The sequence below is a fragment of the Nocardiopsis sp. NPDC006938 genome, assembly GCF_042869555.1.
Taxonomy (GTDB): domain Bacteria; phylum Actinomycetota; class Actinomycetes; order Streptosporangiales; family Streptosporangiaceae; genus Nocardiopsis.
Genome location: NZ_JBIAGA010000014.1, coordinates 67,892 through 90,618, shown reverse-complemented (window position 1 = coordinate 90,618; position 22,727 = coordinate 67,892). Strand labels below are relative to the sequence as shown.

Annotated in this window: 23 protein-coding genes and 1 pseudogene; 11 read left to right on the top strand and 13 right to left on the bottom strand. The window is 71.8% G+C overall.

Annotated elements, in window-relative coordinates; translation table 11 throughout:
- Positions 1-68: 68 nt before the first annotated feature.
- The 6 genes from ACFYL4_RS20460 to ACFYL4_RS20435 all read right to left on the bottom strand — a co-directional run bounded on the left by ACFYL4_RS20460 (position 69) and on the right by ACFYL4_RS20435 (position 6,242).
- A complete protein-coding gene (locus tag ACFYL4_RS20460; RefSeq protein WP_357759694.1) occupies positions 69-716 on the bottom strand; it encodes a VOC family protein in 648 nt (215 codons plus the stop codon).
- Positions 717-940: 224 nt separating this feature from the next.
- Positions 941-1,786 carry an endo alpha-1,4 polygalactosaminidase gene (locus ACFYL4_RS20455; RefSeq protein ID WP_387519983.1) on the bottom strand — a complete coding sequence of 282 codons (846 nt, stop codon included), beginning with the start codon at positions 1,784-1,786 and terminating at the stop codon, positions 941-943.
- Positions 1,787-2,049: 263 nt separating this feature from the next.
- Complete coding sequence (gene cas2e / locus ACFYL4_RS20450) at positions 2,050-2,403, bottom strand: type I-E CRISPR-associated endoribonuclease Cas2e (protein ID WP_387519981.1); 354 nt, start codon at positions 2,401-2,403, stop codon at positions 2,050-2,052.
- A 128-nt stretch (positions 2,404-2,531) separates the two neighbouring features.
- Positions 2,532-3,314, bottom strand: coding sequence for a type I-E CRISPR-associated protein Cas6/Cse3/CasE (gene cas6e, locus ACFYL4_RS20445; RefSeq protein WP_387519979.1), 783 nt, complete (start codon positions 3,312-3,314; stop codon positions 2,532-2,534).
- A 349-nt stretch (positions 3,315-3,663) separates the two neighbouring features.
- Positions 3,664-4,839: a glycosyltransferase gene (locus ACFYL4_RS20440; RefSeq protein ID WP_387519977.1), complete on the bottom strand. Its 1,176-nt coding sequence runs from the start codon at positions 4,837-4,839 to the stop codon at positions 3,664-3,666.
- Between the two features lie 191 nt (positions 4,840-5,030).
- A complete protein-coding gene (locus tag ACFYL4_RS20435; protein ID WP_387519975.1) occupies positions 5,031-6,242 on the bottom strand; it encodes an FAD-dependent monooxygenase in 1,212 nt (403 codons plus the stop codon).
- An 83-nt stretch (positions 6,243-6,325) separates the two neighbouring features.
- Here ACFYL4_RS20435 and ACFYL4_RS20430 point away from each other — a divergent pair, with 83 nt between their 5' ends.
- Positions 6,326-6,970, top strand: a complete 645-nt coding sequence (locus ACFYL4_RS20430) for a PadR family transcriptional regulator (RefSeq protein ID WP_387519973.1) — start codon at positions 6,326-6,328, stop codon at positions 6,968-6,970.
- On the opposite strand, the gene ACFYL4_RS20425 is transcribed toward ACFYL4_RS20430, so the two are convergent.
- The 3 genes from ACFYL4_RS20425 to ACFYL4_RS20415 form a co-directional block, all read right to left on the bottom strand.
- Complete coding sequence (locus tag ACFYL4_RS20425; RefSeq protein WP_387519971.1) at positions 6,967-7,968, bottom strand: sigma-70 family RNA polymerase sigma factor; 1,002 nt, start codon at positions 7,966-7,968, stop codon at positions 6,967-6,969. The genes ACFYL4_RS20430 and ACFYL4_RS20425 overlap by 4 nt on opposite strands.
- 95 nt (positions 7,969-8,063) lie before the next feature.
- Complete coding sequence (locus ACFYL4_RS20420) at positions 8,064-8,462, bottom strand: VOC family protein (RefSeq protein WP_387519969.1); 399 nt, start codon at positions 8,460-8,462, stop codon at positions 8,064-8,066.
- A complete protein-coding gene (locus ACFYL4_RS20415) occupies positions 8,459-10,192 on the bottom strand; it encodes an MFS transporter (RefSeq protein ID WP_387519967.1) in 1,734 nt (577 codons plus the stop codon). The genes ACFYL4_RS20420 and ACFYL4_RS20415 overlap by 4 nt, the downstream gene beginning before the upstream one ends.
- A 272-nt stretch (positions 10,193-10,464) precedes the next feature.
- Between ACFYL4_RS20415 and mgrA the strand changes: the two genes are divergently transcribed.
- Complete coding sequence (mgrA, locus tag ACFYL4_RS20410) at positions 10,465-11,460, top strand: L-glyceraldehyde 3-phosphate reductase (protein ID WP_357759720.1); 996 nt, start codon at positions 10,465-10,467, stop codon at positions 11,458-11,460.
- Between the two features lie 85 nt (positions 11,461-11,545).
- Here the strand turns inward: mgrA and ACFYL4_RS20405 are convergent, their stop codons facing one another.
- Entirely contained in the window at positions 11,546-11,929 is a 384-nt protein-coding gene (locus ACFYL4_RS20405; protein ID WP_357759723.1) for a VOC family protein, read from the bottom strand.
- 233 nt (positions 11,930-12,162) lie between these two features.
- Here ACFYL4_RS20405 and ACFYL4_RS20400 point away from each other — a divergent pair, with 233 nt between their 5' ends.
- Positions 12,163-13,212, top strand: a complete 1,050-nt coding sequence (locus ACFYL4_RS20400; RefSeq protein WP_357759726.1) for an NAD(P)-dependent alcohol dehydrogenase — start codon at positions 12,163-12,165, stop codon at positions 13,210-13,212.
- Here ACFYL4_RS20400 and ACFYL4_RS20395 read toward each other — a convergent pair.
- Positions 13,213-13,542: pseudogene (locus tag ACFYL4_RS20395) on the bottom strand (aminoglycoside phosphotransferase family protein); the annotation flags it as partial. It abuts the gene before it with no gap.
- 301 nt (positions 13,543-13,843) lie between these two features.
- Between ACFYL4_RS20395 and ACFYL4_RS20390 the strand changes: the two are divergent.
- Complete coding sequence (locus ACFYL4_RS20390; RefSeq protein ID WP_357759730.1) at positions 13,844-14,629, top strand: SDR family oxidoreductase; 786 nt, start codon at positions 13,844-13,846, stop codon at positions 14,627-14,629.
- 47 nt (positions 14,630-14,676) lie between these two features.
- On the opposite strand, the gene ACFYL4_RS20385 is transcribed toward ACFYL4_RS20390, so the two are convergent.
- Positions 14,677-15,573 carry a VOC family protein gene (locus ACFYL4_RS20385; RefSeq protein ID WP_357759734.1) on the bottom strand — a complete coding sequence of 299 codons (897 nt, stop codon included), beginning with the start codon at positions 15,571-15,573 and terminating at the stop codon, positions 14,677-14,679.
- Positions 15,570-16,250, bottom strand: a complete 681-nt coding sequence (locus tag ACFYL4_RS20380) for a class II aldolase/adducin family protein (protein ID WP_387519964.1) — start codon at positions 16,248-16,250, stop codon at positions 15,570-15,572. Before ACFYL4_RS20380 ends, ACFYL4_RS20385 begins: the two co-directional genes overlap by 4 nt.
- Positions 16,251-16,418: 168 nt before the next feature.
- On the opposite strand from ACFYL4_RS20380, the gene ACFYL4_RS20375 reads away from it, so the two are divergent.
- The 7 genes from ACFYL4_RS20375 (at position 16,419) to ACFYL4_RS20345 (ending at position 22,712) form a co-directional block, all read left to right on the top strand.
- Positions 16,419-17,156, top strand: a complete 738-nt coding sequence (locus ACFYL4_RS20375; RefSeq protein ID WP_387519962.1) for a FadR/GntR family transcriptional regulator — start codon at positions 16,419-16,421, stop codon at positions 17,154-17,156.
- Positions 17,157-17,271: 115 nt separating this feature from the next.
- Positions 17,272-18,099, top strand: a complete 828-nt coding sequence (locus ACFYL4_RS20370) for an ABC transporter permease (RefSeq protein ID WP_387519960.1) — start codon at positions 17,272-17,274, stop codon at positions 18,097-18,099.
- On the top strand, positions 18,096-19,016 hold the full coding sequence (locus ACFYL4_RS20365) for an ABC transporter permease (RefSeq protein ID WP_387519958.1): 921 nt from the start codon (positions 18,096-18,098) through the stop codon (positions 19,014-19,016). The genes ACFYL4_RS20370 and ACFYL4_RS20365 overlap by 4 nt, the downstream gene beginning before the upstream one ends.
- 10 nt (positions 19,017-19,026) lie before the next feature.
- Entirely contained in the window at positions 19,027-19,845 is an 819-nt protein-coding gene (locus ACFYL4_RS20360) for an ABC transporter ATP-binding protein (RefSeq protein ID WP_357759748.1), read from the top strand.
- 75 nt (positions 19,846-19,920) lie between these two features.
- The gene (locus ACFYL4_RS20355) at positions 19,921-20,901 is read left to right on the top strand and encodes an ABC transporter substrate-binding protein (protein WP_387519956.1); all 981 of its coding nucleotides are present in this window, start codon (positions 19,921-19,923) and stop codon (positions 20,899-20,901) included.
- A gap of 79 nt (positions 20,902-20,980) precedes the next feature.
- The gene (locus ACFYL4_RS20350; protein WP_387519954.1) at positions 20,981-21,232 is read left to right on the top strand and encodes a 4-oxalocrotonate tautomerase family protein; all 252 of its coding nucleotides are present in this window, start codon (positions 20,981-20,983) and stop codon (positions 21,230-21,232) included.
- 1 nt (position 21,233) lies between these two features.
- The gene (locus tag ACFYL4_RS20345; protein WP_387519952.1) at positions 21,234-22,712 is read left to right on the top strand and encodes an aldehyde dehydrogenase; all 1,479 of its coding nucleotides are present in this window, start codon (positions 21,234-21,236) and stop codon (positions 22,710-22,712) included.
- Positions 22,713-22,727 lie beyond the last annotated feature (15 nt).

Below are 22,727 nucleotides of genomic sequence, written 5' to 3'. Positions count from 1 at the left end.
CCTAGGAACGCGGTGCGTCAGCGTGGTGACCGGGGGCGTATGGACCGGGCCGCCGGACGAGCCCGGGGTCAGCGCAGGACGAACTCCCCGTGCGGACCACGCAGATCGGCCTCCAACAGCGGGCGCGGACCACGCCGGAGGTCGAGGTCGACCCCCAGGGCGGCCAGGGCCGGAGCCAACGACGCGGGGTCGGGGTGCTCGGCGCGAAGGCCCAGGAGTTCGAGCGCGGGAAGGTCACCCAGACCGGGCTGCGGTGTGCTCCCCCAGTCGATCAGGAAGGGCACCGGCTCCGGATACGCGTCCGGCTCGCGCTTGGCCAAACGCCACCGCAGGACCCTTCCGTCCGGTGTGGTCCGGGACCACGGTTCCACGTCGCCGGGGTCGTGCCCCTCGGCGCGGGCCCGCTCGACGACCGTCGCGAGGTCCTCGTCCACACGCACCGCGAAGGTCGCCAGGTGGGGGCGGGCCAGGTCGGCGAGCCCGAACACCCGCACCGGGCCGGGGTCGTCCCGTTCGGGGTCGGGTCCGACGACCTCCAGGTAGTGGGGCGCTCGACGGCCCGCGACCGTCAGCGCCAGCAGGGCGTTGGCCGACCCCACCGGATGCGCCCCGCCGGGCGCGGGCCGTACCCCGGTCCGCCGGGCGACGTCGGCCACCCCCTCGGCGAGGTCCGGAACGGCGTACACGAGGTGGTCCAACGTGCTCGGAAAACTCATCCAACCCTCCTTGTCGACCGGCCCCGCACGCACCACGCGCGGTGCCCGGACCGGTCGAGCGCAGTATGGCATCCACCCTCCCGAGCACGCTGACCAGGGCCGGAGCACGCCACCGGACCGGGTCCGCCGCGCCCTCGCCAGAGCGTGAAGCTGCCGGTCTCGGCGGGGTACGGCCGATCCGCCTCTCCGCCCCGCGCGGCCGACGACGTCGGTGAGGCCGCCTCCTAGGGGCACCGTTCGTACACGTGGCCGGGCTGGTCCCGGGGTACCAGCTCGAGGTCCCGGAGCAGGGTTCGGGGCGGGGTCGCCGGGTCGTCGCACACCGCGTCGAAGGTGGTCCCCGCCGCGTCCAGGTCCTCCGGGTACTCGATGTCGAGCACCCCGTCCGGGCCGTAGACGTCGGTGTAGGCGGAGCACTCCGACCAGGCCGCACACGACTCGGTGACGGCGAAGTCGAACCCGGCCTCGTCCCTGCCGCGCTCGGCCTCCTCGGCCGCGTTCTTCTGCGCGGCCGCGAGCCCGCTCCCGTGGGCCAGGGCGACGATCTCCACCGCCAATGCCAGGTTGTCGTCCACGGTCAGGGCCCCGTCGGAACGCAGGTGGGAGTCGAGGTTGTCGAACTCGACGGCGTCGAACCCCGCCCGCGCGCAGCCGTCGACGGTCTCACCCAGGCGGCGGGCGATCCGCTTCCGTTTCTCTCCGGTGGAGGTGTCCAGGAGCATCTCGTCCGGCCAGCCGGGGTCGGCGACCGGTGCTCCGTCCTCGTCCAGCAGTACGAGGTCGTCCTCCAACCAGGCGGTTTCCTCCCCTGGCTGGGTCTGGAACCCGTTGACGTAGCAGACGGAGTAGGTGCCGGAAGCGGGTTCCGCCGAGGAGTCACGAACCACGATGGTCGCCTCTTCGGGAGGCGGGTAGGCGCCACCCAACTGGTAGTCGAACCCGCGCTCGGGCAGGGCTGCGTCGACCTCCCCGGCCTGAGCACCGCACCCCGTGAGCACCACGGCCAAGCCGACCACGCACCAACCCCGACCACCCACGGCATCCCCCGTCCCGTTGTTCCCGTCAGTCAAGCAGGCCACGGAGACAGTGGAGGCCGGGTGGCCCCGTCGTGGATGGAGACGAACGTGTCGGCCGCCTTTACGTCGTAGATTCTCGCCCCGCGAGAGGGGAGCAGTTCTCGCCACAGGTGGTCAGGTCGTGGACCCTGGGCCCATCCCCGCATGCGCGGGGAGCAGACTCTTCGACCTGGCAACTTACCAGTGGCAAGCGGCTGTTTTTCCAACTTCTCGAAAATCGGACACTCGGAACATACAGTCGATAATCACCATGGGATTCAGTGCTTTCCGAACCTGCGTCGTTTGGATGCCTTGCTCCAGCCGGTCTTCGGGCTGGCCGGGTTCCGTCTGGCCCGGGACTCCTTGGGTCGGTGCATCAGGACCAAGCCCTCGTGGTCCTTAGGTTCCCAGGCATGGTCGAAAGTCTCGAACGAGAATCCCTGTTCCGAATCGTTCCCATAGGCAAGCAGGGCCCTGCCGTTGTTCGCGTACTCCTGAACCTCGGCCCAGAGTGCCTCTCTGACCCTTCGGGACGGGTTACCGATGAACACCCCCGACGAGATCTCCATCAGCCAGCGGCTCAGGAACCCCCTCGGTCCCTTGGGGCACTTGGCCAGAACGATGACGGTCACCACACCACCTCGTCCGGATGGTGCCGTCCAGCCTCCAACAGTTGGTCCCGCTCCAGATAGACGAACGACACCCGGTCCCGCGTCCTGGTCAGCTCACGGGTGAGAGCGTGCGCCTCCTCCCGACCGTCTCATCGTTCGCCCGCCGGGGCCAGGGTCATGAGACCGCAACCGTAGGCCTTCGCCCGGCCGATGCCCGCGGTCAGGGCCGAGCGCAACGCGTCGGGGTCGGTGACGGTCAGTCTCCCGTCGAAGGTCGCGGTCACCACCGGCACCCGCATGCGCTTGCCCTCGCGGCCGGGGCGGGGGTCGCGCTTGTCGAACCCGGCGCTGTTGCGGTCGTGCACGAGGAGTTCGTAGCCGTCCACCTCCGGCATGTCGGAGTCGTGGTCCGGGCGGCGCAGCACCTCGAAACCGCAACGGTCCTGCTTCTTGAGAAGCCACCCGGCCTGGTGCCGGGGGGTGACGTGCGCAGTCGGCTTGGTCTCCTCCCCGTCCTTGCGCCTGATGCTGTGCACGGGGTTGGCCGTCAACCGGAAGGCCCAGGTCTGTCCTGCCTCCAGACGGGACAGGAACCCGGTGTAGTCGTAGGTCTGCCATCCCGCGTCGCCGTCGTTCCAGCCCGCCTGCTCGACCAGGTGCGAGAGTTCGGGCCTGCTCGGGCTGACCACGTACAGGAACACCTCGGCGCTGGCGTTGCGGTCGACCCGCCACAGCACCCGTGGTGGTGTGGTGTCACCCTTCCGTACCGTGGCGGCGTCGGTAATCCCCGCCAGGGGATCGTGCGGAGACGGGGAGCCGGGCAGTAGGTCGGGGAAGGCACCCATGACGGCGGCGTGCAGGGACTGCGGCGAGGACAGCAACCTGCGCGCACCGGACCGGTGGGTGTGGAAACGGAACCGGGTGAGGTGCATCAGCTTTCCTCCAACGCCAAGAGGGGTTCGTGGTTCGGTGGCGTGGCAACGCGCCCGCGCGGGGAGCTGGGATCAGGCACCGGGGGCGGGAAGGGGCTGCGGCCATCCCCGCGTGCGCGGGGAGCAGTGATCCCGCACCTGGTGCCCGGCAGCTACCGGGGGTCCATCCCCGCGTGCGCGGGGAGCAGCGAAAAGGAGCCACGAGGCGCGCCGACGGTTGGGGTCCATCCCCGCGTGCGCGGGGAGCAGACTTCCCGAACAGGGAACTTACCAGTGGCAATGGGCTGTTTTTCCAACTTCTCGAAAGTTGGACACAACAGATGCAGACATGGCTCGGCGATGCCGGGGCTCAGTTGGCGGCGGCCAGGAGGACGTCCACGAGGCGTTCGGCGGCGTCGGGCATGCCGTGCGACCTGGCCCGGGAGGCGATGGCGTCACGGGTGGCCGGATCGGCGAGCAGCGGCTCGACGGCGGCCCGGAGGGTCGTGGGGTTGACCTCGCCGAGGAGGGCGACGGCCGCGCCGGACTCCTGGAGGTGGCGGGCGTTGTGCGCCTGCTCGTTACCCGCGGAGGAGGCGAGCGGGACGAACACCGCGGCCTTGCCCAGGGCGGTGAGTTCGGCGATGGTTCCGGCGCCGCTTCGGGAGATCACCACGTCGGCGAGCGCGAGCACGTCGGGCAGTTCGGGGCCGACGAAGGCGGTCAGGTGGTAGCGCCGCGCCAGGGCCGGGTCCAGGTTCTGGGCGCTCCCCCGGAGGGCGTCGACGTTGTTCGCGCCGCACTGGTGGACCACGTTGGCCTGGGTGAGCAGCCACGGGAGGATGTCGCGCACGTTCGTGTTGATCTGGGCCGAGCCCTGGGCTCCGCCGGTCACGTAGACGGTGGGCAGCTGCGGGTCGTGGCCCTCGAACCCCAGCCCCTGGGCGGCCAGTTCGGGCTTGCCGGTGAGGACCTCGGGGCGGACCGGGTTGCCGGTCACCACGGCGGTGGGCTGCGACGCCTCGGGCAGGAGCGCCACGGAGGACTGCGCGGACACGGCGATCTGGGCGCCCGCGCGCGCCAGGACCTTGTTGGCCAGGCCGAGGCGGACGGTCTGCTCGTGCACCACGAGGGGGCGGCGGCACATGCGAGCGGCGAGCCCGACGGGCACCGCGACGTAGCCGCCGGTGGCCAGGACCACGTCGGGGGCGAAGTCCGAGACCAGGGACCGGGCCTGCGCGACCCCTCGGGGGACGTTGGTCATGTCCTTGACGTTGGCCGGGGAGACCATCTTGATCGGGTTCTTGGACCGGCGGATCTTGCCGGTCGCCACCGACTGGAACGCGATGCCGTTGCTGGTGGCCACGCGCTGTTCCAGGCTGTCGGCGGCCCCGACCCACAGCACCTCCAGGGAGTGGCCGGTCGCCGCCAGGCGGGCGCGCAGGGCGTTGACCGCGGTCAGTGCCGGGTAGGTGTGGCCGCCCGTTCCCCCTCCGGTGACGATGAGGCGCAGGTCCCGGGGCGATCGGTCTTGGGTGCTGTTCACACGTGTCCCATCTGGCTGCCCGCTGGCGCGGGTGGGAGAAATGGTCAGAAGGAGGGGCCGCGCACTGACGCGGCCCACCAGCACGGTAGTCGTGTTCGGGAGCCCTTTGTGCCAGAGGGCGGGGCGAATCATGACAAATCAGACCGAAGCCCTGGTCACACACGGGTGGTGGCCGAGTTCTCGCGGCCGTCTCAGGGGAGCGTGACCCGCTGGTCGAAGTCGACGCGGTGGTCGTTGATCCAGGAGTGGCCGCCGAACCTCGCGATCAGCGCGAACACCACCCGGAGGGTGAGGTCCCGCGCGAACAGTGCCGCCGGGTGCGAGGAGCCCGCCTTGCGGTTGCCGCGTCTGCGCCCCTCCTTGGCGACGCGCTCCACCCGGTCCCGGCGCAGGCGCTCGTAGGCGGCGAAGGCCTCCTCGTGCGAGGGCAGGTCGCGCAGGCACGCGGCGAGGACGAGGGCGTCCTCCGCCGCCAGGGAGGCACCCTGGCCGCTGGAGCTGGACACGGCGTGCGCGGCGTCCCCGGCGAGCGCGACGCGCCCGCGGCTCCAGCGCGGCAGGGACGCGAGGTCGTACACGCCCAGGGGCCGGAAGCGCGCCGGGGCGGCGGCCTCCAGGATGGCGGTCACGTCCGGGTGGTCGTCGGCGAACAACTCCAGGACGCGCTTCTTCCAGGTGGCGTCGTCGAGCGCGGCGAGCCGTTCGCGGGCGTGCTGTTCGTGACCGAAGTTGGCGAACCAGTACACGTCACCGGAGGGCGCGGTCTGGTAGCCGAAGAAGGCCCTGGCTCCGAAGAGCATCCGGGCGGTCGCCTCGGGGGTGGGTGCCACAGCCACCGCGCCGACCCTGCCTCCGACGTTGAGCAGCCCGGTGTACTCGGGGCCGGGCGCCTCGGGGTCCATCTGACGGCGTACCGGGGAGTGGATGCCGTCCGCCCCGATCAGCACGTCGGCCTCGGCGGTGGTGCCGTCGGAGAACTCGGCGACCACCCCGGTGGCGTTCTCGGTGTACCCGACGAACCGTTTGCCGTACTCGACGGGCACGCCCTGTTCCCGGGCCGCGTCGGTCAGGGCCCGCTGGAGCGCGTCCCGTTCGACGGTGACCGTGCGCAGCTCCTCGGGACCGCTCGCGGAGCCGTCGGGCAGCAGGCCCAGGCGGCGGCCAGCGCCGTTGACGAACTCGATGCCGGTGGTGGCGCATCCGGCCGCCGCGCGCACGGCGCCGAGCATGCCGAGGGTGCGTAGCGCGGCCAGGCCGTTGGGGGCGAGTGTCAGGAAGGCGCCGACCCCCGCACCTGGGCCCGGGTGCGCCTCGTGGACCCGGGCGTCGATTCCGGCGCGGCGCAGCGCCACCGCCGTGACCGGACCGCAGATCCCTCCTCCGATGACCAGTGCCCTCGTCATGTCCGCTCCCCCCTCAATGCCGTTAGTTATAAAATGACTATACATACAATGACGTGGTGACGGAAGACCACGAAGGAGATCGGGTGGCACCTCGGACCCCACGGCGCTCGCCCCTGGCGGTACAGATCCTCCTCCTGCTGGCGGAGCGGCCCATGCACGCCTACCGGATGCAACGGATGATCAGGGACCGGCGCAAGGACCGCATCGTCAACATCGCGCAGCGCAACAGCGTCTACCAGACACTGGACCGGCTGCTCCGGGCGGAACTGGTCGAGGTGGCCGACCGCGAGCGCGCGGCGGGCCGCCCCGAACGCACCGTCTACCGGCTCACCGAGCCGGGACGCGGCACCCTGGACACGTGGCTCCGGGAGATGCTCACCGCCCCCGCACGGGAGTTCCCCGAGTTTCCCGTGGCGCTGGCCTCGCTCGCCCATCTGGCGCCCGAGGCGGCGGCCGGATACCTGGAACTGCGGTGCGAGGCGCTCCGGGAACGGATCGGTGAGGCCGACGCCGACGCCGGGCACGCCGGCGCCATGGGGCTCCCCCGGCTGTTCACCCTGGAGGACGAGTACCAGCGGGCCCTCGCCGAGACCGAACTGCGGTGGGTGGAGGGACTCGTGGACGACCTGCGCTCCGGGCGCCTGACCTGGGATGCCGCCTGGCTGGAGGAGGTGGCCACGCGCCTGGAACCCGAGGACTCCGGGCCGGAGGCCCCGGGGGCGGATTAGGGTCGGCGCAGGGTCCGCGGGAGGTCGAACAGGCGGAAGAGCCCCGTGTCGAAGAAGACCGCGCAGTGGTTGACGCCCTCCGCGCCGAGGTCGAGAACATGGAGGCCGAACGGCCGGTACGTCCCCTCCCCCGCGTGCCGGTACATGCCGAAGGCGAGTTGTCCGTTGGCGGAGGTCGGCACCAGGGCGAGGTCCCCCGCGGCGCGGGCCGGGCAGTGGGTCCCGATGAGCCGCCCGATGGCGCGCGGGCCGCGCACCCAGGTGGTGAACGGGGGCATCTCGAAGACCGCCTCGGCGGTGAACAGTTCGGTGAGCGCGCCGATGTCGTAGGTCTCGAAGGCGGCGACGTAGCGGTCGAGGATCTCGCGCTGGTCGGGCCGCACCTCGGGGACGGTGTCCTCCTCGGGGGCGACGCGGCCCAGCTGTGCGCGAGCGCGTTGCAGGAGACTGTTCACGGCCGGGACGGAGGTGTCGAGGGCCTGGGCGACCTCGGCCGCGCTGAACCGGAGCACGTCGCGCAGGATGAGCACGGCGCGCTGCCGGGGCTGGAGGTACTGGAGCGCGGCGACCAGGGCGAGCCGCACGCTCTCCCGGGCGGTCACCACCGTTCCGGGGTCCGCGGCGTGGTCGGTACCGCCGAGGACGTCCGGCATCGGTTCGAGCCACGGAAGATCCGTGCGCTCGGCGAGCGGGCCCTCGGGACGCGCGGTCGGGCCGCCCAGCCCGGTGGGCAGGGGTCGGCGGCCCCGTCTGTCCAGGGCCGTGAGACAGGCCGTGGTGGCGATCCGGTGCAGCCAGGTGCGCAGGCTGGCACGCCCCTCGAAGCGGTCGTAGCCCTTCCAGGCCCGCAGGTAGGTCTCCTGGACGAGGTCCTCGGCGTCGTGCGCCGAGCCCAGCATGCGATAGCAGTGCGCGTAGATCTCCCTGCGATAGGGGGCCACGAGCCGCTCGAAGTCCTGGTCGGTCGTACCGATCGCGTGTTGCACCACGGTCGCCACGCTACGCCTCCCCTACGACAGAACGCGGCCCCCGGCTGCCCCCGTCAGTGCCGCCGGGGACGGCGGGTTCCTCCCCGCCGCCCCCGGGTGCGGGGTCACCCGCCCAGGTCGCCGCGTTCCATGGCGGCCAGGTGCTCCTCGCTCATCTGGATGATCTGGACGTAGTTGCCGTCCGGGTCCTTCGCGGTCGCGAACAGGCTCCCGTCGCGGTCCTCCAGCGGCGCCACCCACTCGGTGCCCCGCTCGTCCATGAGAGCCGCGACGGCGCGGGCGTCCCCGACGTCGAAGTTGAGGATCATCCGGGTGGGGTCGGCGGCTTCGGAACCGACGTCGTCGCGCTGGTCGATCAGCAGGTGGAAGGTGCCAAAGCGCAGCACCCGGTAGCCGTCCATCCGATCGTTGGCCGAGGGGTCGAGCACGGCGGCGTACCAGTCGCGCAACCGGTCCGGGTCGGTGCTCGCGAGGAGCATGCTGTCCAGGTTGGGGCGCTTCATCGGGTTCTCCCTGTGGTGTCGTCCGAGCCTGCCTGCGGCCGTACCGGCTCGGAGGGGGACACGGACTCGTCGGTCCGGGCGAACCCGGTCGCGCCCGTCTGCGCGGGCGGGGCCGCGCCGACCGGCGTGAGATCCGCCGCGCCGGGGTCCCCCATCTCCCGGGCTGCGGGTTCCGGTTCCCCCTGTGCCTCGGTGGGCTGGGCGGTGTCGGCGCCGCGCAGCAGCCACAGGGCCAGGGAACCGAACACCACCATCACGATCACACCGCCCACCGCGATGACGTTGATTCCCATGGTGAACGCCTCCTGTGCGGAGGTCAACAGCTCCGCCGCCACCGCCGGGGGCAGGTCGTCGGCCACGCTGGCGGCGCCGGGCAGGGTCTGGCCGGCGGTCTCGGCCGCGGCACCGACCGACACCTCCCCGGGGACCTCCACCCGGGTCCGGTACACGACCGCCGCGAGGCTTCCCAGGAGGGCGACCCCCGCCGCGATGCCGAACTCACCGCTGGTCTCGGACATGGCCGCCGCCGACCCGGCCTTCTCGGGGGGCGCGGAACCCACCACGATGTCGGTGATCAGGGCGGACCCCGGGCCCAGGCCGACGGAGGCGAGGAGCAGGCCGAGGACCACCGGGACCGTGCCGCTGTCGGCGGAGACGAACACCAGGACGAGGAAGCCCGCGCCGGTGACGAACATGCCTCCGCCGATCACCGTGGCCCGGCCGACCTTCCGGGCGAGGGACGCGCAGCACAGGGTGGCGGCGATCATCACCAGGATCGGCGGCAGCATCCAGGCTCCGGCCGCCAGCGGTGAGTTGCCCGCGACCAGCTGGAGGTACTGGACGAGGAGGAAGTTCATGCCTCCCATGGCCACGGCGCCGACCAGCATGACGCCGAGCGCGGCGCTGAAGGGGCGCGACCGGAACAGGGTCAGGTCCAGGAGCGGGTGGCGCAGGCGCAGCTGCCTGCGCACGAACCACGTACCCATGGCGGCGCCGATCGCGATGGCGGCCAGGGAGGCGGTGCCGGAACCGCCCTCGGCGGCGGTCTTCAGCCCGTAGACGACCGGCAGGATGGCGGCCAGGGACAGGGCGACGCTGAACAGGTCGAGGCGGCCCGCGTCCGGGTCCCGGTACTCGGGAAGGAGCAGCGGCGCGCAGACCAGGAGCAGGAGCATCACCGGCACACCGAGCAGGAACACCGCTCCCCACCAGAACCACTGGAGGAAGAGCCCGCCCACCAGGGGGCCGATCGCGGTTCCGCCCATGAAGCAGCTGGTCCACAGGGAGATCGCCACCGCCCTCTGGGTGGGGTCGCGGAACATGTTGCTGATCAGGGCCAGGGTGGAGGGCATGAGGGTGGCCCCCGCAAGTCCCATGAGGGTCCGGGTGGCGATGAGCATCTCGGCGCTGGTGGAGTAGGCCGCGGCGACCGAGGCCAGCCCGAAGGCCGCGGCGCCGATCATGAGGAGCCGCCGTCTGCCGATCCGGTCGCCGAGGGTGCCCATGGTGATGAGGAACCCGGCGAGCATGAACCCGTAGACGTCCATGATCCACAGGGTCTGCGCCCCCGTGGGCCGCAGGTCCGCGGCCATGTGCGGGAGCGCCAGGTAGAGCACGCTCATGTCCAGCGACAGCAGCAGGGTGGGCAGGGCCAGCACCCCCAGCCCGAGCCACTCGCGTCTGGTGGCGCGGGGGCGCGTGTTCGGGGGCGGGGAGGGTGTCGTGTTCATCGGGTCCGTTCCTCGGATGGGTGGTCGAACGAGCCAATTCGTTCACCTGTACGGACCACCAAGGCGCGGGGAACTCATCGGCGGGGGGAGAATTCTTCCGGTCTCCGGCGGGGGCGCGCCGGACCCGGGTCCACGTGGGGGGCGCCTCGTCGCGCGGTCGCCGCCGGACTCGACCGCCGCGGATGCGGGCCTGTGGACAGCCGTCACGGCCGGGCCCGACGTGCCAGAATGTGGCGCAGTGACCCCTTCCCACCAGCCATGAGGGACCCGCCATGACCTACGTCGCCGCACCCACGCGCTACGACACCATGCCCTACCGGCGCTGCGGCCGCAGCGGTCTGCGCCTGCCCGCCCTCTCCCTGGGGCTGTGGCACAACTTCGGCGGGGGCCGTGGGCTCCAGACCCAGCGCGAGATCCTGTTGCGCGCCTTCGACCTCGGTGTCGTCCACTTCGACCTGGCCAACAACTACGGTCCGCCGCCCGGCGCGGCCGAGGAGAACTTCGGGCGGGTGGTCGCCTCCGACCTTCGGCGGTACCGGCACGAGTTCGTCGTCTCCACCAAGGCCGGGCACCTGATGTGGCCGGGCCCGTACGGCGAGTGGGGTTCGCGCAAGGGGCTGCTGGCCAGCCTCGACCAGAGCCTGGAGCGGATGGGCCTGGAGTACGTGGACGTGTTCTACTCGCACCGGCCCGATCCGGACACGCCCCTGGAGGAGACCATGGGCGCGCTGGACACGGCGGTGCGCCAGGGCAAGGCGCTGTACGCGGGGATCTCCAACTACTCCCCTGAGCAGACCCTGGAGGCCGCCCACCTGCTGCGGGAGATGGGCACCCCGCTGCTCGTCCACCAGCCCTCGTACTCGATGTTCGACCGGTGGGTGGAGGACGGTCTGCTGGACGTCCTGGACGAGGTCGGCGCGGGATCGGTCGCGTACTCGCCGCTGGCCCAGGGGCTCCTCACGGACCGGTACCTGAACGGTGTGCCGGAGGGGTCCCGGGCGGCTGGGGACAGCCCCTTCCTGAGCCGGGACGGGATCACCGACACGGTGGTGGAACGGGTCCGGGCGCTGAACGCGATCGCCGGGCGGCGCGGCCAGACCCTGGCCCAGATGGCACTGGCCTGGGTCCTGCGCGGCGAGCGGGTGACCTCCGCCGTGGTGGGCGCCAGCAGTGTGGCGCAACTGGAGGGGAACGTGGCCGCCGTCGGCGGGCTGGGGTTCTCCGACGACGAGATCGCCGAGATCGACCGCTACGCCGTGGCCGGGTAGGGACCGCTCCCGTGGCCGCACCCGACGCGGGGGACATCCGGGCGATGCCACCCGAGGGTGTCCTCCCCCTCGGGTGGGCCCGGGCTCACTCCTGGACGAGGCCGATGACGTTGCCCGCAGGGTCGGTGAACCAGGCGACCAGCGGCCTGCCGCCCCTGACGATCCCCTTCTCGTCGTGGTCGAAGCCGTCGTACCTGAGCATGGTGACCCCCCGTTCCGCGAGCGCGTCGACGGCGGCGTCGATGTCGTCGACGGTCAGGTTGAACACGGTGAACACGGCGGGCCGGTGGTCGGGCTTGGGGTAGACGAGGACGGCCCGGTCGTTGCCGAGGTCGATCTCCCACAGGCCCTCCTCCTCCATACCGGGGACGTCCCTGACAGTGAGGCCGAGGGTGTCCTGGTAGAAGGCGCGGGCCCGTCCGCTGTCGGGGACGGCGAAGGAGCCGAAGGCGCGGGTGCTGTCGAACATGGTGTCCTCCCTCAGGGATGCGGTGTGTTCACCCGTACTGACCTCGGTCGTTCCCGAAACTCGTCGCCCGGACCGGCGGAACGGGGTCAAACAATCAGGACGGTTCCGTGCACGCCCCTTGGGTGACGGGCGGATCGGACCGGTGTTAGCTTCGCGTGGACGGCCGGGCACGCGGCGTGTCCGGTCCCGGTGACCCCGTGGGGTGCCGGAACTCACGCGGGGGGAGACGGCACATGCGCGCAGTGGTGTTCGAGAACTACGGGGAGTTTCCCTCGCTCACGGAGGTTCCCACGCCTCGGCCCGGTCCGGGTGAGGTCCTCCTGCGGGTGGCGGGCTCGGGCGCCTGCCACTCCGACATCAGCGTGTACCGCCTGTTCGAGGAGGGCCAGCCGGGGGCGCAGAAGCCGCCGTTCGTGCTGGGTCACGAGAGCGCGGGCTGGGTGGAGTCTGTCGGTGTCGGGGTGAGCGACCGGGTGGAGCTCGGTGCGGCCTACCTCGTGTACGGGCCGATCGGCTGCCAGCACTGCCGCAGGTGCGCGTCGGGTCTGGAGACCTACTGCGAGAACGCGGCGACCATGCCCTACCTGGCGGTGGGTCTGGGCCGCGACGGCGGGATGGCCGAGTACATGACGGTGCCCGAGCGGCACCTCATCCCGTTGGGGGACGCCGATCCGGTCGCCGCCGCTCCGCTGGCCGACGCCGGGCTGACCCCCTATCACGCGATCCGGGCGGCCCTGCCGCACCTGGCCGGGGGCGGCCGGTCCGCTCTGGTGATCGGGCTGGGCGGCCTGGGCCAGATCGGTGTGCAGATCCTGCGCGCGTTGAGCGGCGCGACGGTGATCGCCACGGACGTCAAGGAGGAGGCGCGCCTGCGGGCGGAGATCAACGGGGCGATCACGGTCGAGGCCGGAGAGGGCCAGGTGGAGAGGATCAGGGAGCTGACCGGGGGCCGGGGCGTGGACGCGGTGTTCGACTTCGTGGGCGCGGGCCCGACCGTGGCGACGGCGACCGCCTGTGTGGCCCAGGGCGGCCGGGTGAGCGTGGTCGGTATCGCGGGCGGCACCCACGAGTTCTCGTTCTTCACCAACCCGTACGAGTCATACGTGACCAACACCTACTGGGGTTCGGTCGGGGAGCTGTGGGACGTGGTGGACATGTACCGGGCGGGGCAGATCCGACCGGACGTCGAGCGGTTCTCCATGGACGAGGCCCTGGAGGCGTACCGGAGGCTGGAGGCGGGCGAGGTCAACGGCCGCGCGGTCGTGGTGCCCAACGAGGCGTGATCACCGGCGGCTCAGTGCCTCGGCCACGGTGGTCTGGGAGGGGTCGATCGTGGTTCGTCCGTCCTCGACGTCCCACAGCGTGTTCTGGAGCAGCCGGGCCAGGGTCCATCCGACCGCGCGCTCGCGGTCCAGCCCCAGCGCCTCGGTCAGGAGGTCGAAGCGGCGTCGCACCAACCGGGGTACGGCGTCGGCGCGGACGCCCTCCCAGCCGGTGTCGAGCGCGGGCCACAGGTCGAACCCCGGGTCGCCGACGAAAGGTTCGGGATCGATGACCAGCCACGGTTCCCGTTCGGCGGCGAGCACGTTGTCGTAGTGCAGGTCCCAGTGGTCGAGCGGGTCCGTCACCTGTGCGGGCAGGCCCGCGATCCAGGCCCGTCCGGCGTCGTCACCGTTCTTGGTGTGGGAGGAGACCAGGGCGTCGGGGACCTCGATGACCTGCGGATCAGTCATGGGTGGGCGTCCTTCGGGGAGTGGGCCGACCATGGCGGGCCAGGGCGAGGAGGGGTCCGTTCGCCGAGCCTGGCGGGGCCGGGCGGGCCGACCGATCCCCGCTGACCAGGCCCCGGGTGCTCCGTGATCTCCTCCGGCCTGCCAGGATGCCGTCAGCAGTCGTAGGAACCTGAGGAGAACCATGGATCTGGGAATCGCTGGCAAGGTCGCGCTCGTGACCGCGGCCAGCTCCGGGCTGGGCCGGGCGATGGCCGTCGCCCTGGCGGCCGAGGGCGTCCGGGTGGCCGTGACCGGACGTGACGAGGGACGTCTGGCCTCCACGGTCGAGGCCTGCCGCGCGCACGGCGCGGACGCCGCCGGGATCGCCTGGGACCTGGCCGAGCACGGGCGCGCGGGCGAGGTCGCCGCGCGGGTGGCCGACACGCTCGGGCCGGTGGACATCCTGGTCAACAACACCGGTGGTCCGCCGCCCACCCCCGCGCTCGGGCAGGACCCGGCCCTGTGGGAGGCCATGTACGGGGCGATGGTGCTCCCGGTGATCGAGCTGACCGACGCCGTGGTCGGCGGGATGCGCGAGCGCGGCTGGGGCCGGATCATCACCAGCACCTCGGGCGGTCCCATCACGCCCATCGCGAACCTGGGGGTGTCGAACACCCTGCGCGCCTCGTTGCACTCCTGGTCCAAGACGGTCGCGAACGAGGTGGCCGCCGACGGGGTGACCGCCAACGTCATCGTTCCCGGCCGGATCGCCACCCCGCGTGTGGAGTCCCTGGACCGTGCCCGCGCCGAGCGGGAGGGGCTGTCGTTCGAGGAGACCCGGGCCAAGGGCCGGGCCAGCGTCCCCGCCGGCCGTTACGGCGACCCCGAGGAGTACGGCGCGGTGGCCGCGTTCCTGGCCAGCCGGCAGGCCGCCTACGTCAACGGTTCCATCATCCGGGTCGACGGCGGGCAGATCCCGTCCGTCTGAGCCCGCGGGCGCGGGCGGGGGCCGAGGCCCCCGCCCGGGCGCCGGGTTCACTCGGACAGCGGCACGCTGTCCGTCGACACCTGGGGCTGGGTGCTCACGCGCTTGTTCTCGCCCAGCCACATGTCGATCGCGCCGGGCTCGTTGAGGTCGAACCAGCGGGGCTGCCAGTCCTGGTCCTCGGGGATGCGGCGCACACCGAAGGAGTACTCGTAGGTGAGACCCTCGGGCCCCTTGAAGTAGAGGAAGATCGCGGTGGACTGCGGGTGGCGGCCCGGCCCCTGCTCGATCTCCACGCCCTTGCTCTTGAGGAAGTTCCAGGAGCGCATGACGTCGTCGATCGACTCGACCTGGAAGTTGATGTGGCAGAGCCCCGGCCGCTCGCCGTGGAAGACCGCGAGCTTGTGGTGCACGGGGTCGATGCGCATCAGGCAGGCGACGTCGCTCACCCAGTCCGAGACCTTCGCGTTGAACCGGGTGGTCCAGAACCGCCCGGCCTCGTAGATGTCGGGGGCGTCGAAGCAGATGTGCCCGAACTCGGTGATCCCGGCGGGCCGTGAGAAGGCGACCGGGGTGGTCAGGTGCGTCTGGCCGACGACGAGGTCGATGCGGTTGCCGAAGGGGTCCTCGAAGGTCAGGTAGTCGTGGACCTTCCTGGAGCGGGCGCCCTCCTTGCTGCCGCGGCGGACGGGCAGTCCGGCCGCCTCCAGCTCGGTCTCGGCGGCGGCGAGCGCGTCGAGGTCGGCGACGGTGAAGCCGGAGCTGATCACCCCGGACTCGCCCTCGACGAAGGCCAGGCAGTGGTGTCGGTGGTCCACGCGCAGGTAGGCGACACCGTCCTGTTCCTGGACCAGTTCCATGCCGACGACGTCGGTGGCGAAGTCGACGGCGGCGCGCAGGTCGGCCGCGCCGGAGCGCACGTAAGCGATGTCCTTGAGTTCGATCATGGTCGCGTGAGTCTCCTTCGGGGGGTTTCCTCGTTGGCGAGGTGCAGCCAGATGCGGCGGCAGAGTTCCGGGGCCGCCTCGCGCCAGGCCCGCTGTTCGTCCTCGTCGAGGGGGCGGGGGGTTCCGGCGGCAGAGGCGGTGGCGTTCATGACGGCGGAGCGTTCGAGCACCCACATGAGGGCGACCGCCTCGGCGACGGTGGCCCCGACCGTGACGGCGCCGTTGCCGCGCATGAGGACCGCCGGGGCCCCGCCCAGGTCGTGGGCGAGGCGTTCGGCGTGGCCGGGGTCGCGGACCAGGCGGGGGTCCTCGTGCACGGGTACCTCGGGCCCCAGGAAGGCCCCCTGTCCGTGCAGGGGCACGATGGGGACGCCGGCCGAGGCCAGCGCGGTGGCGGTGGGCGGCTGGGCGCGGCAGACGGCGCCCGCGTCGGGGCGGGCGCGGACGACGGCGCGGTGAATCCACCCCTCCTTGGGCAGGTCGGGGCCGAGGGTGTCGGCACCGGGGTCGAAGGGGCGAACGTCCTCGGGGCCCAGTGAGTCGAGGGGGACGCCACGGGTCATGGCCCAGCCGTCGTCGGGGGTGCGGGTCGACACGTGTCCGAAGGCGTCGACCAGACCGTGCCGGGACAGGGCGGACCCGGCCGTGATCAGCGCGTCGGTCGTCGTGGGGTCCACGGGATCTCCTGCGGGGGTGGGGGTGGGAGTGGGGGCGGCGGCGTGCGGGGAAGGGGGGCCGCGGCACGGGCCGCGCGCGTGCCGCGGGGCGCGCGCGGTACGCGTCGGACCTGGTCGCAGGCCGCTCACCAGGGTGATTCGCGGGAAGGTCCTATAGTTATGATCATTATGGCGAATCGTTTCAGCGACTGGCCCACCGTTGGCGGCCCTCTTCCCGAGCGCATGTCCAAGGCTGAGGGCGTGGTGCGCCACATCAGTGAGATCATCATGAACAAGCAGGTCGAACCGGGTGACCGCCTCGGCACCAAGGAGGAGCTGCGCCAGCGCTTCGAGGTCTCGGTGGGGACGTTCAACGAGGTGGTCCGGCTCCTGGAGACGCGGGGCCTGGTCGAGGCGCGCCCGGGACCGCGCGGGGGGATCTTCGTGAGCTCCCCCAGCGCGCACATCCGGCTGAGCCACCTCATCCTCGGGCTGGGTGACGACGCGCTGTCGGTCGCCAACAGCCTGGAGGTCCGCGAGGCGCTGGAGGTGACCATCGCCGAGCACGCGGCCCGGGAGGCCGGGGAGGAGCAGATCGGGCGTCTGCGGGAGATCGTGGCGCTCATGGCCGACCTCAGGGACGACCCGGCGGGCTACCTGGCCCGCAACTGGGAACTGCACGAGGCGATCGCGCGCATCTCGCCCAACCGGCTGCTGTGCACCCTCTACGTGTCGCTGCTGGACACCGCCCGCGAGTCGGTGCGCGAGATCGCGCCGGACCCCGGCTTCGCGGCGGGTTTCGAGGCCAACCTCCAGCTCCACCGCGACCTGGTGGACGCGATCGCCTCGGGGGACGCGCGACTGGCCAGACGTGCGGCAGAGGCGCACACTCCACCGCGCAGCAGCGCCCCCGCCCCGCGGGGCTGAACCGGACGGGAGGGCCGACGAGGCGGGCTTCGTGGAGTTCGGGGGGCACACGTTGACATATTAACCATAATCAATAGAGTGATTGCATTCCGTCATCCCCCTGGAGCGTTCCGACGTGACCCCTCAGAGCACCATCACGTACCGTGACCGCAGGGTCCACAGTGCGCGCACGTCGACCCTGGGTACCCTACGCCGCGGGCTGGTCGGCGTGGTCGCCGCCCTCTGCATCGCCGAGGCCCTGGCCCGCTGGGGCGTGGACTCCTCGGCGCTGCCCCCCGTCTCGGTGGTGCTGGCCAACACCGCGGCGCTGGTCGTCGACCCCGTCTTCCTCGCCGAGGTCGCCGCGACGCTGACCGCCGCCCTCACCGGGCTCGGACTGGCCACGCTCGCCGGTGTCGGACTGGGCCTGCTCCTGGGCTCACTGCGCTGGGTCGAGCGCGCCTCCTCGGTGGTGGTGGAGTTCCTCCGCCCGATCCCCTCCGTGGCCCTCATCCCGGTCGCCATCCTCGTGTTCGGCCAGGGCGCCGAGATGAAGGTCGCCCTGGTGACCTACGCGGCCCTGTGGCCGATCCTCTTCAACACCCTGTACGGGGTGCGCGCCGTGGAGCCCCTGGCCCGGGAGTCGGCGCGGGTGTTCGGCGTTCCTCGCCTGGCGGTCCTGGCCCGGGTGGTCCTTCCGTCCACCGCCCCCTTCGTCGCCGCCGGGGTACGCATCTCGGCGGCGATCGCGCTGATCGTCACCGTCAGCGCCGAACTGCTCGCGGGCGCCGCCGAGGGGCTGGGCAGTTGGATCTTGCGCATGAGTTCGGGCGGCGCCAACACCGACATGGTCTACGCGGGGACGATCGTGGCCGGTCTGCTGGGTGTGGCCGTGAACGGTCTCCTGCGCGCCGGTGAGCACCGGCTCTTCCGTTGGAAGCGCCTGATGGAGGCACAGACGTGAAGACGTTCCCGACCACCGAACCCCCCTCGGATACACGTGGGCCCGGTGTGGTGCGGCCCGCCCCGGTGGACCGGGGCCGGGGACACCGGTCACCGGCCCGCGCCGGTCGTACCGGACGCGCCCTGGGGTCGTTCCTCCTGCGGTGGGCGGTCCTGGCCGGGCTGCTGCTGGTCTGGGAACTGGCGGCGCTCAACGCGCGTTCGCCGTTCTTCCCACCGCCCACCGAGTTCCTGGCGCGCGCGGGCGAACTGTGGCTGCCCGCCCCCGAGGCCTGGCTGAGCGACGGCATGCGCGACGACGTCCTGCCGAGCCTGGGGCGCATGCTCACCGGGTTGGCCCTGGCCACCGTCACGGCGGTCGCGCTCGGGGTGGCGATCGCCCTGAACCGGCGGGTCGGCGACTACGTCGACCCGGTCATCCAGTTCGCCCGCGCCCTGCCGCCGCCCGCGCTCATCCCGCTGTTCCTCGTCCTGTTCGGTCGGGACGACCTGATGCGGGTCCTGTTGATCGGCTTCGGAGCGTCCTGGCCGATCCTGATCAACACCATCGAGGGGGTGCGCTCCATCGACCCCCTCAAGCACGCGACGGCGAGGGTGTTCGGGGTTCCGTTCCACACCAGGCTGACGCGCATCGTCCTCCCGGGCGCCTCGCAGAAGATCCTCGCGGGGGTGCGTACGGCCCTCGCGCTCGGCCTGATCCTGATGGTCATCTCCGAGATGGTCGCCGCGACCGGGGGGATCGGCTACCACATCGTGCAGGCCCAACGCGGTTTCCAGATCCTCGACATGTGGGCCGGGATCGCTCTCCTGGGGGTCCTCGGCTACCTGCTCAACCTCGCACTGACCGCGGTGGAGCACCGGTTGCTGGCCTGGCACCGGATCGCCAACCGCCCCAGTTCCGAACCCGTGGGCCCGTGAGGCCCCGACCTTGAGGACCACACCCATGCTCGACGTCAGCGGTCTGACGCACACCTACGGGAGCGGTGCCACGGCGCACACCGCGCTCGCGGACATCAGCTTCTCGGTCGCCGAGGGCGAGCTGGTCTCCGTGGTGGGGCCCTCCGGTTGCGGCAAGACCACCCTGCTGCGCATCCTCTCCGGGCTCCAGCGTCCCACCGGAGGCGAGGTCTCCTTCCAGGGACGGCCCGTGAAGGGGGTCCCCGAGGGGCTGGCGATGGTCTTCCAGGACTACGCCCGCTCCCTGTACCCGTGGCAGACGGTGGCGGGCAACGTCCGCTTCCCCCTGCGCCACCTGGGTCTGGGGCGCGCGGAGGCCCAACGGCGGGTGCGCGAGTCGCTGGCCGCCGTCGGGCTGGAGGGCCACACCGGCAGGTACCCCAGCCAGCTCTCCGGCGGCATGCAGCAGCGGGTGGCCATCGCCCGGGCCCTGGCCTACCAGCCGGGGGTCCTGCTGATGGACGAACCGTTCGCCTCCATCGACGCGCAGACCCGCGAGGACCTGGAGGACCTGGTCCTGAAGGTGCGGGAACGCTACGACATGACCATCGTCTTCGTCACCCACGACATCGACGAGAGCGTCTATCTCGCGGACCGCGTGGTCGTGCTCTCGGGCCCGCCCACGACGGTCGTGACCACCATCGACGTGCCGCTCCCCCAGCCGAGGGACCAGATCGAGACCAAGGAACTACGGGAGTTCGTCGCCCTGCGCGGCGAGGTCGCACGCCTGATCCGGCGCCCCTCCGAGCGGGTGCCGGAACCCCTCCACCACCAGCCCAGCAACCACTGACCGAGCAACCCGCCGGGAGCGCGGCCCCCGGCCGTGCCCTGCCAACCCCCTAGGCGCTTATCCATCATGATGATTATGACCGAGAACACCCCGAAGAGCGGGCGCTGGACCTTCGCCTGCGCGGGCGCCGCCCTCGCGCTCGCCGCCACCGCCTGCTCCGGCTCCTCCGCCGAGTCCGACGACGGCCCCACCGACGAGGTCACGACCCTGATCGTGGGCATCACGCCGATCATCGACCACGCCTCCGTCTTCATCGCCATCGAGGAGGGCTTCTTCGACGAGGAGGGCCTGAACGTCTCCGCCCAGCCCGTCCAGGGCGGAGCGGCGGCCGTTCCGGCGATGGTCTCCGACGACCTCCAGGCGGCCTTCGCGAGCTATCCGTCCTTCTTCCTCGCCGAGAGCCAGTACATCGGCGTCACCATCGTCGCCGAGGGCGTGCGCGGCACCGAGGAGACCGCGGGCATCTACGTCAACGACGACTCGTCCATCGAGGGACCCGCCGACCTCGCCGGCACGACCATCGCGGTCAACACCCTCAACAACATCGGTGACGTGAGCATCTCCGCCGCGCTGGAGGAGCAGGGGGTGGAGACCGCCGGGATCGAGTTCGTGGAGTACCCCTTCCCGGACATGCTGCCCGCCCTGGAGTCGGACGCGGTGGACGCGGTCTGGCTGGTCGAGCCGTTCCGCAGCGGCGCCGAGAAGGACGGGGCCCGCAAGGTGTTCTCCTCCTACACCGGCGTCGCGGAGGCCATCCCGGTCTCGGGCATCGGCATGGCGGACGAGTTCGTGGCCGCCAACCCGACCACCGTCGAGGGCTTCGCGCGGGCGATCGAGCGCGCCAACGGCATGCTCGCCGAGGACCCGGCCATCGCCGCCGAGATCGTGCAGACCTACTCCGAGACCACCGAGGAGCAGGCCGAGGCCATGGAGCTGCCGGTGTGGACCGAGGGCGCGGTGGACGTTGACGAACTGGCCCGCTGGAACGACCTGCTGCTGGCCACCGGTGTCCTGCACGAACCGATCGAGATGTCCGAGCTGACCCTCCAGGACTGACCCGGCCGGTCGGGGGCGGCGGCCGCGCCGTCCCCGACCCGGCCCTGCACCGGCCCGACCCCCGCACAGGAGAGTTCCCTTGCCGTTGATCGAAGTGACCCTCACCGAGGGCCGGGACCCCGCCCGGCTGCGCGCGCTCATGAAGGCGGTGCACGAGGCGGTCGAGACGAGCCTGGACACCCCCGCCAGCAGCGTCCGCGTCATCGTCCGCGAGGTGCCGCCCGCCCTGTGGTCGGCCGGGGGCACCACCCTGGCCGAGCGGCGCGGCCTGGAAACGCCCGGCACCGACGCGGGCGACGCCGTCGACAGACACACGTCGAAGGGGAACTGACATGGCCGGGCAACATCCGGACGTCGAGGTGTTCGGTCATGTCATCGGCGGTGAGGAGGTCACCGCCGGGGACGGCGCGCACTTCGACAGTGTCGACCCCTACACCGGCACGGCCTGGGCACGCCTGCCCCTGGGCGGGGCCGCCGAGGCCGACCTGGCCGTGGCCGCCGCCCGACGCGCGTTCGACACCGGCCCCTGGCCCCGCATGGGCGCCGCCGAGCGGCGGACGATCCTGCACCGCCTGGCCGATCTGGTCCTGAAGAACCGCGAGCTCCTGGCCCTGGCAGACACCCGTGACATGGGCAAACCGGTGACCCAGAGCCTCACCAAGGACGTTCCGCGCACCGCCGAGAATCTGCGCTTCTTCGCCGACCACGCCTGTCTCACCCCCGCCGAGGTCTACCCCTCCGACACCGGCCACCACGCCTACACACGCTACGAACCGGCCGGGGTCGTGGTGGCGATCGCGCCGTGGAACTTCCCCCTCATGCTGGCGAGCTGGAAGATCGCGCCCGCGCTGGCCTGGGGGAACACGGTCGTGTTGAAGCCCGCGGAGGACTCCCCCGTCTCGGTGACGATCCTGGCCCGGCTGGCGCTGGAGGCCGGGATGCCGCCCGGGGTGCTCAACGTGGTGCACGGCTACGGCCCCGACTCGGCGGGCGCGGCGCTGACCGCCCACCCGGGGGTCGACCGGATCACCTTCACCGGCGAGAGCTCCACCGGGGTGGCCGTCGCGCGGGCGGCCGCCACCCACCTCACCCCGGTCAGCCTGGAACTGGGCGGCAAGGGCGCCAACGTGGTGTTCGCCGACGCCGACCTCGACCAGGCCGTCGAGTGGTCGGTGCGCGCCGCCTTCACCAACGCCGGACAGGTGTGCCTGGCGGGGTCGCGCCTGTACGCGCACCGGTCGGTGGTCGGGGAGTTCACCCGGCGCCTGTGCGCGGCGGCCGAACGGCTGGTGCCGGGCGACCCCAAGGACCCGGGCACCCTGCTGGGTCCGCTCTCCTCCGAAGCCCACCACGACAAGGTGACCGGGTACCTGGACACCGTCACCGCGTGGGGCGGCTCCGTGGAGACCGGCGGGGCCGGTTCGGGGCTGTTCGTCCGGCCCACGGTCGTCACGGGCCTGCCGAAGGACGCCCCCCACCGTACGGAGGAGATCTTCGGCCCGCTGGTGACGGTCACCCCGTTCGACACCGAGGACGAGGTGGTGGCGGAGGTCAACGACAGCCCCTACGGCCTGAACGCGATGCTGTTCACCGAGGACCTGTCCCGGGCCCACCGTGTGGCCGCCTCGCTGGGGGTGGGCACGGTGTGGGTCAACTGCTTCTTCGTCCGCGACCTGCGCGCGCCCTTCGGCGGGGTCGGGCGTTCCGGACTGGGTCGTGAGGGCGGCACCTACAGCCGGGAGTTCTTCACCGAGCCCAAGGCCGTGGTCGTGCGGATCGGCGACGACACGGACACCGGCGCGGGCGCCTGAGCGCTCCCGCCGCAC

Bases quoted from the DNA above. Each gene is read 5' to 3' on its own strand.
- ACFYL4_RS20460 (WP_357759694.1), bottom strand. From the start codon at position 716: ATGAGTTTTCCGAGCACGTTGGACCACCTCGTGTACGCCGTTCCGGAC.
- cas6e (WP_387519979.1), bottom strand. From the start codon at position 3,314: ATGCACCTCACCCGGTTCCGTTTCCACACCCACCGGTCCGGTGCGCGC.
- ACFYL4_RS20435 (WP_387519975.1), bottom strand. From the start codon at position 6,242: ATGACGAGGGCACTGGTCATCGGAGGAGGGATCTGCGGTCCGGTCACG.
- ACFYL4_RS20420 (WP_387519969.1), bottom strand. From the start codon at position 8,462: ATGAAGCGCCCCAACCTGGACAGCATGCTCCTCGCGAGCACCGACCCG.
- ACFYL4_RS20415 (WP_387519967.1), bottom strand. From the start codon at position 10,192: ATGAACACGACACCCTCCCCGCCCCCGAACACGCGCCCCCGCGCCACC.
- mgrA (WP_357759720.1), top strand. From the start codon at position 10,465: ATGACCTACGTCGCCGCACCCACGCGCTACGACACCATGCCCTACCGG.
- ACFYL4_RS20405 (WP_357759723.1), bottom strand. From the start codon at position 11,929: ATGTTCGACAGCACCCGCGCCTTCGGCTCCTTCGCCGTCCCCGACAGC.
- ACFYL4_RS20400 (WP_357759726.1), top strand. From the start codon at position 12,163: ATGCGCGCAGTGGTGTTCGAGAACTACGGGGAGTTTCCCTCGCTCACG.
- ACFYL4_RS20390 (WP_357759730.1), top strand. From the start codon at position 13,844: ATGGATCTGGGAATCGCTGGCAAGGTCGCGCTCGTGACCGCGGCCAGC.
- ACFYL4_RS20385 (WP_357759734.1), bottom strand. From the start codon at position 15,573: ATGATCGAACTCAAGGACATCGCTTACGTGCGCTCCGGCGCGGCCGAC.
- ACFYL4_RS20375 (WP_387519962.1), top strand. From the start codon at position 16,419: ATGGCGAATCGTTTCAGCGACTGGCCCACCGTTGGCGGCCCTCTTCCC.
- ACFYL4_RS20355 (WP_387519956.1), top strand. From the start codon at position 19,921: ATGACCGAGAACACCCCGAAGAGCGGGCGCTGGACCTTCGCCTGCGCG.
- ACFYL4_RS20345 (WP_387519952.1), top strand. From the start codon at position 21,234: ATGGCCGGGCAACATCCGGACGTCGAGGTGTTCGGTCATGTCATCGGC.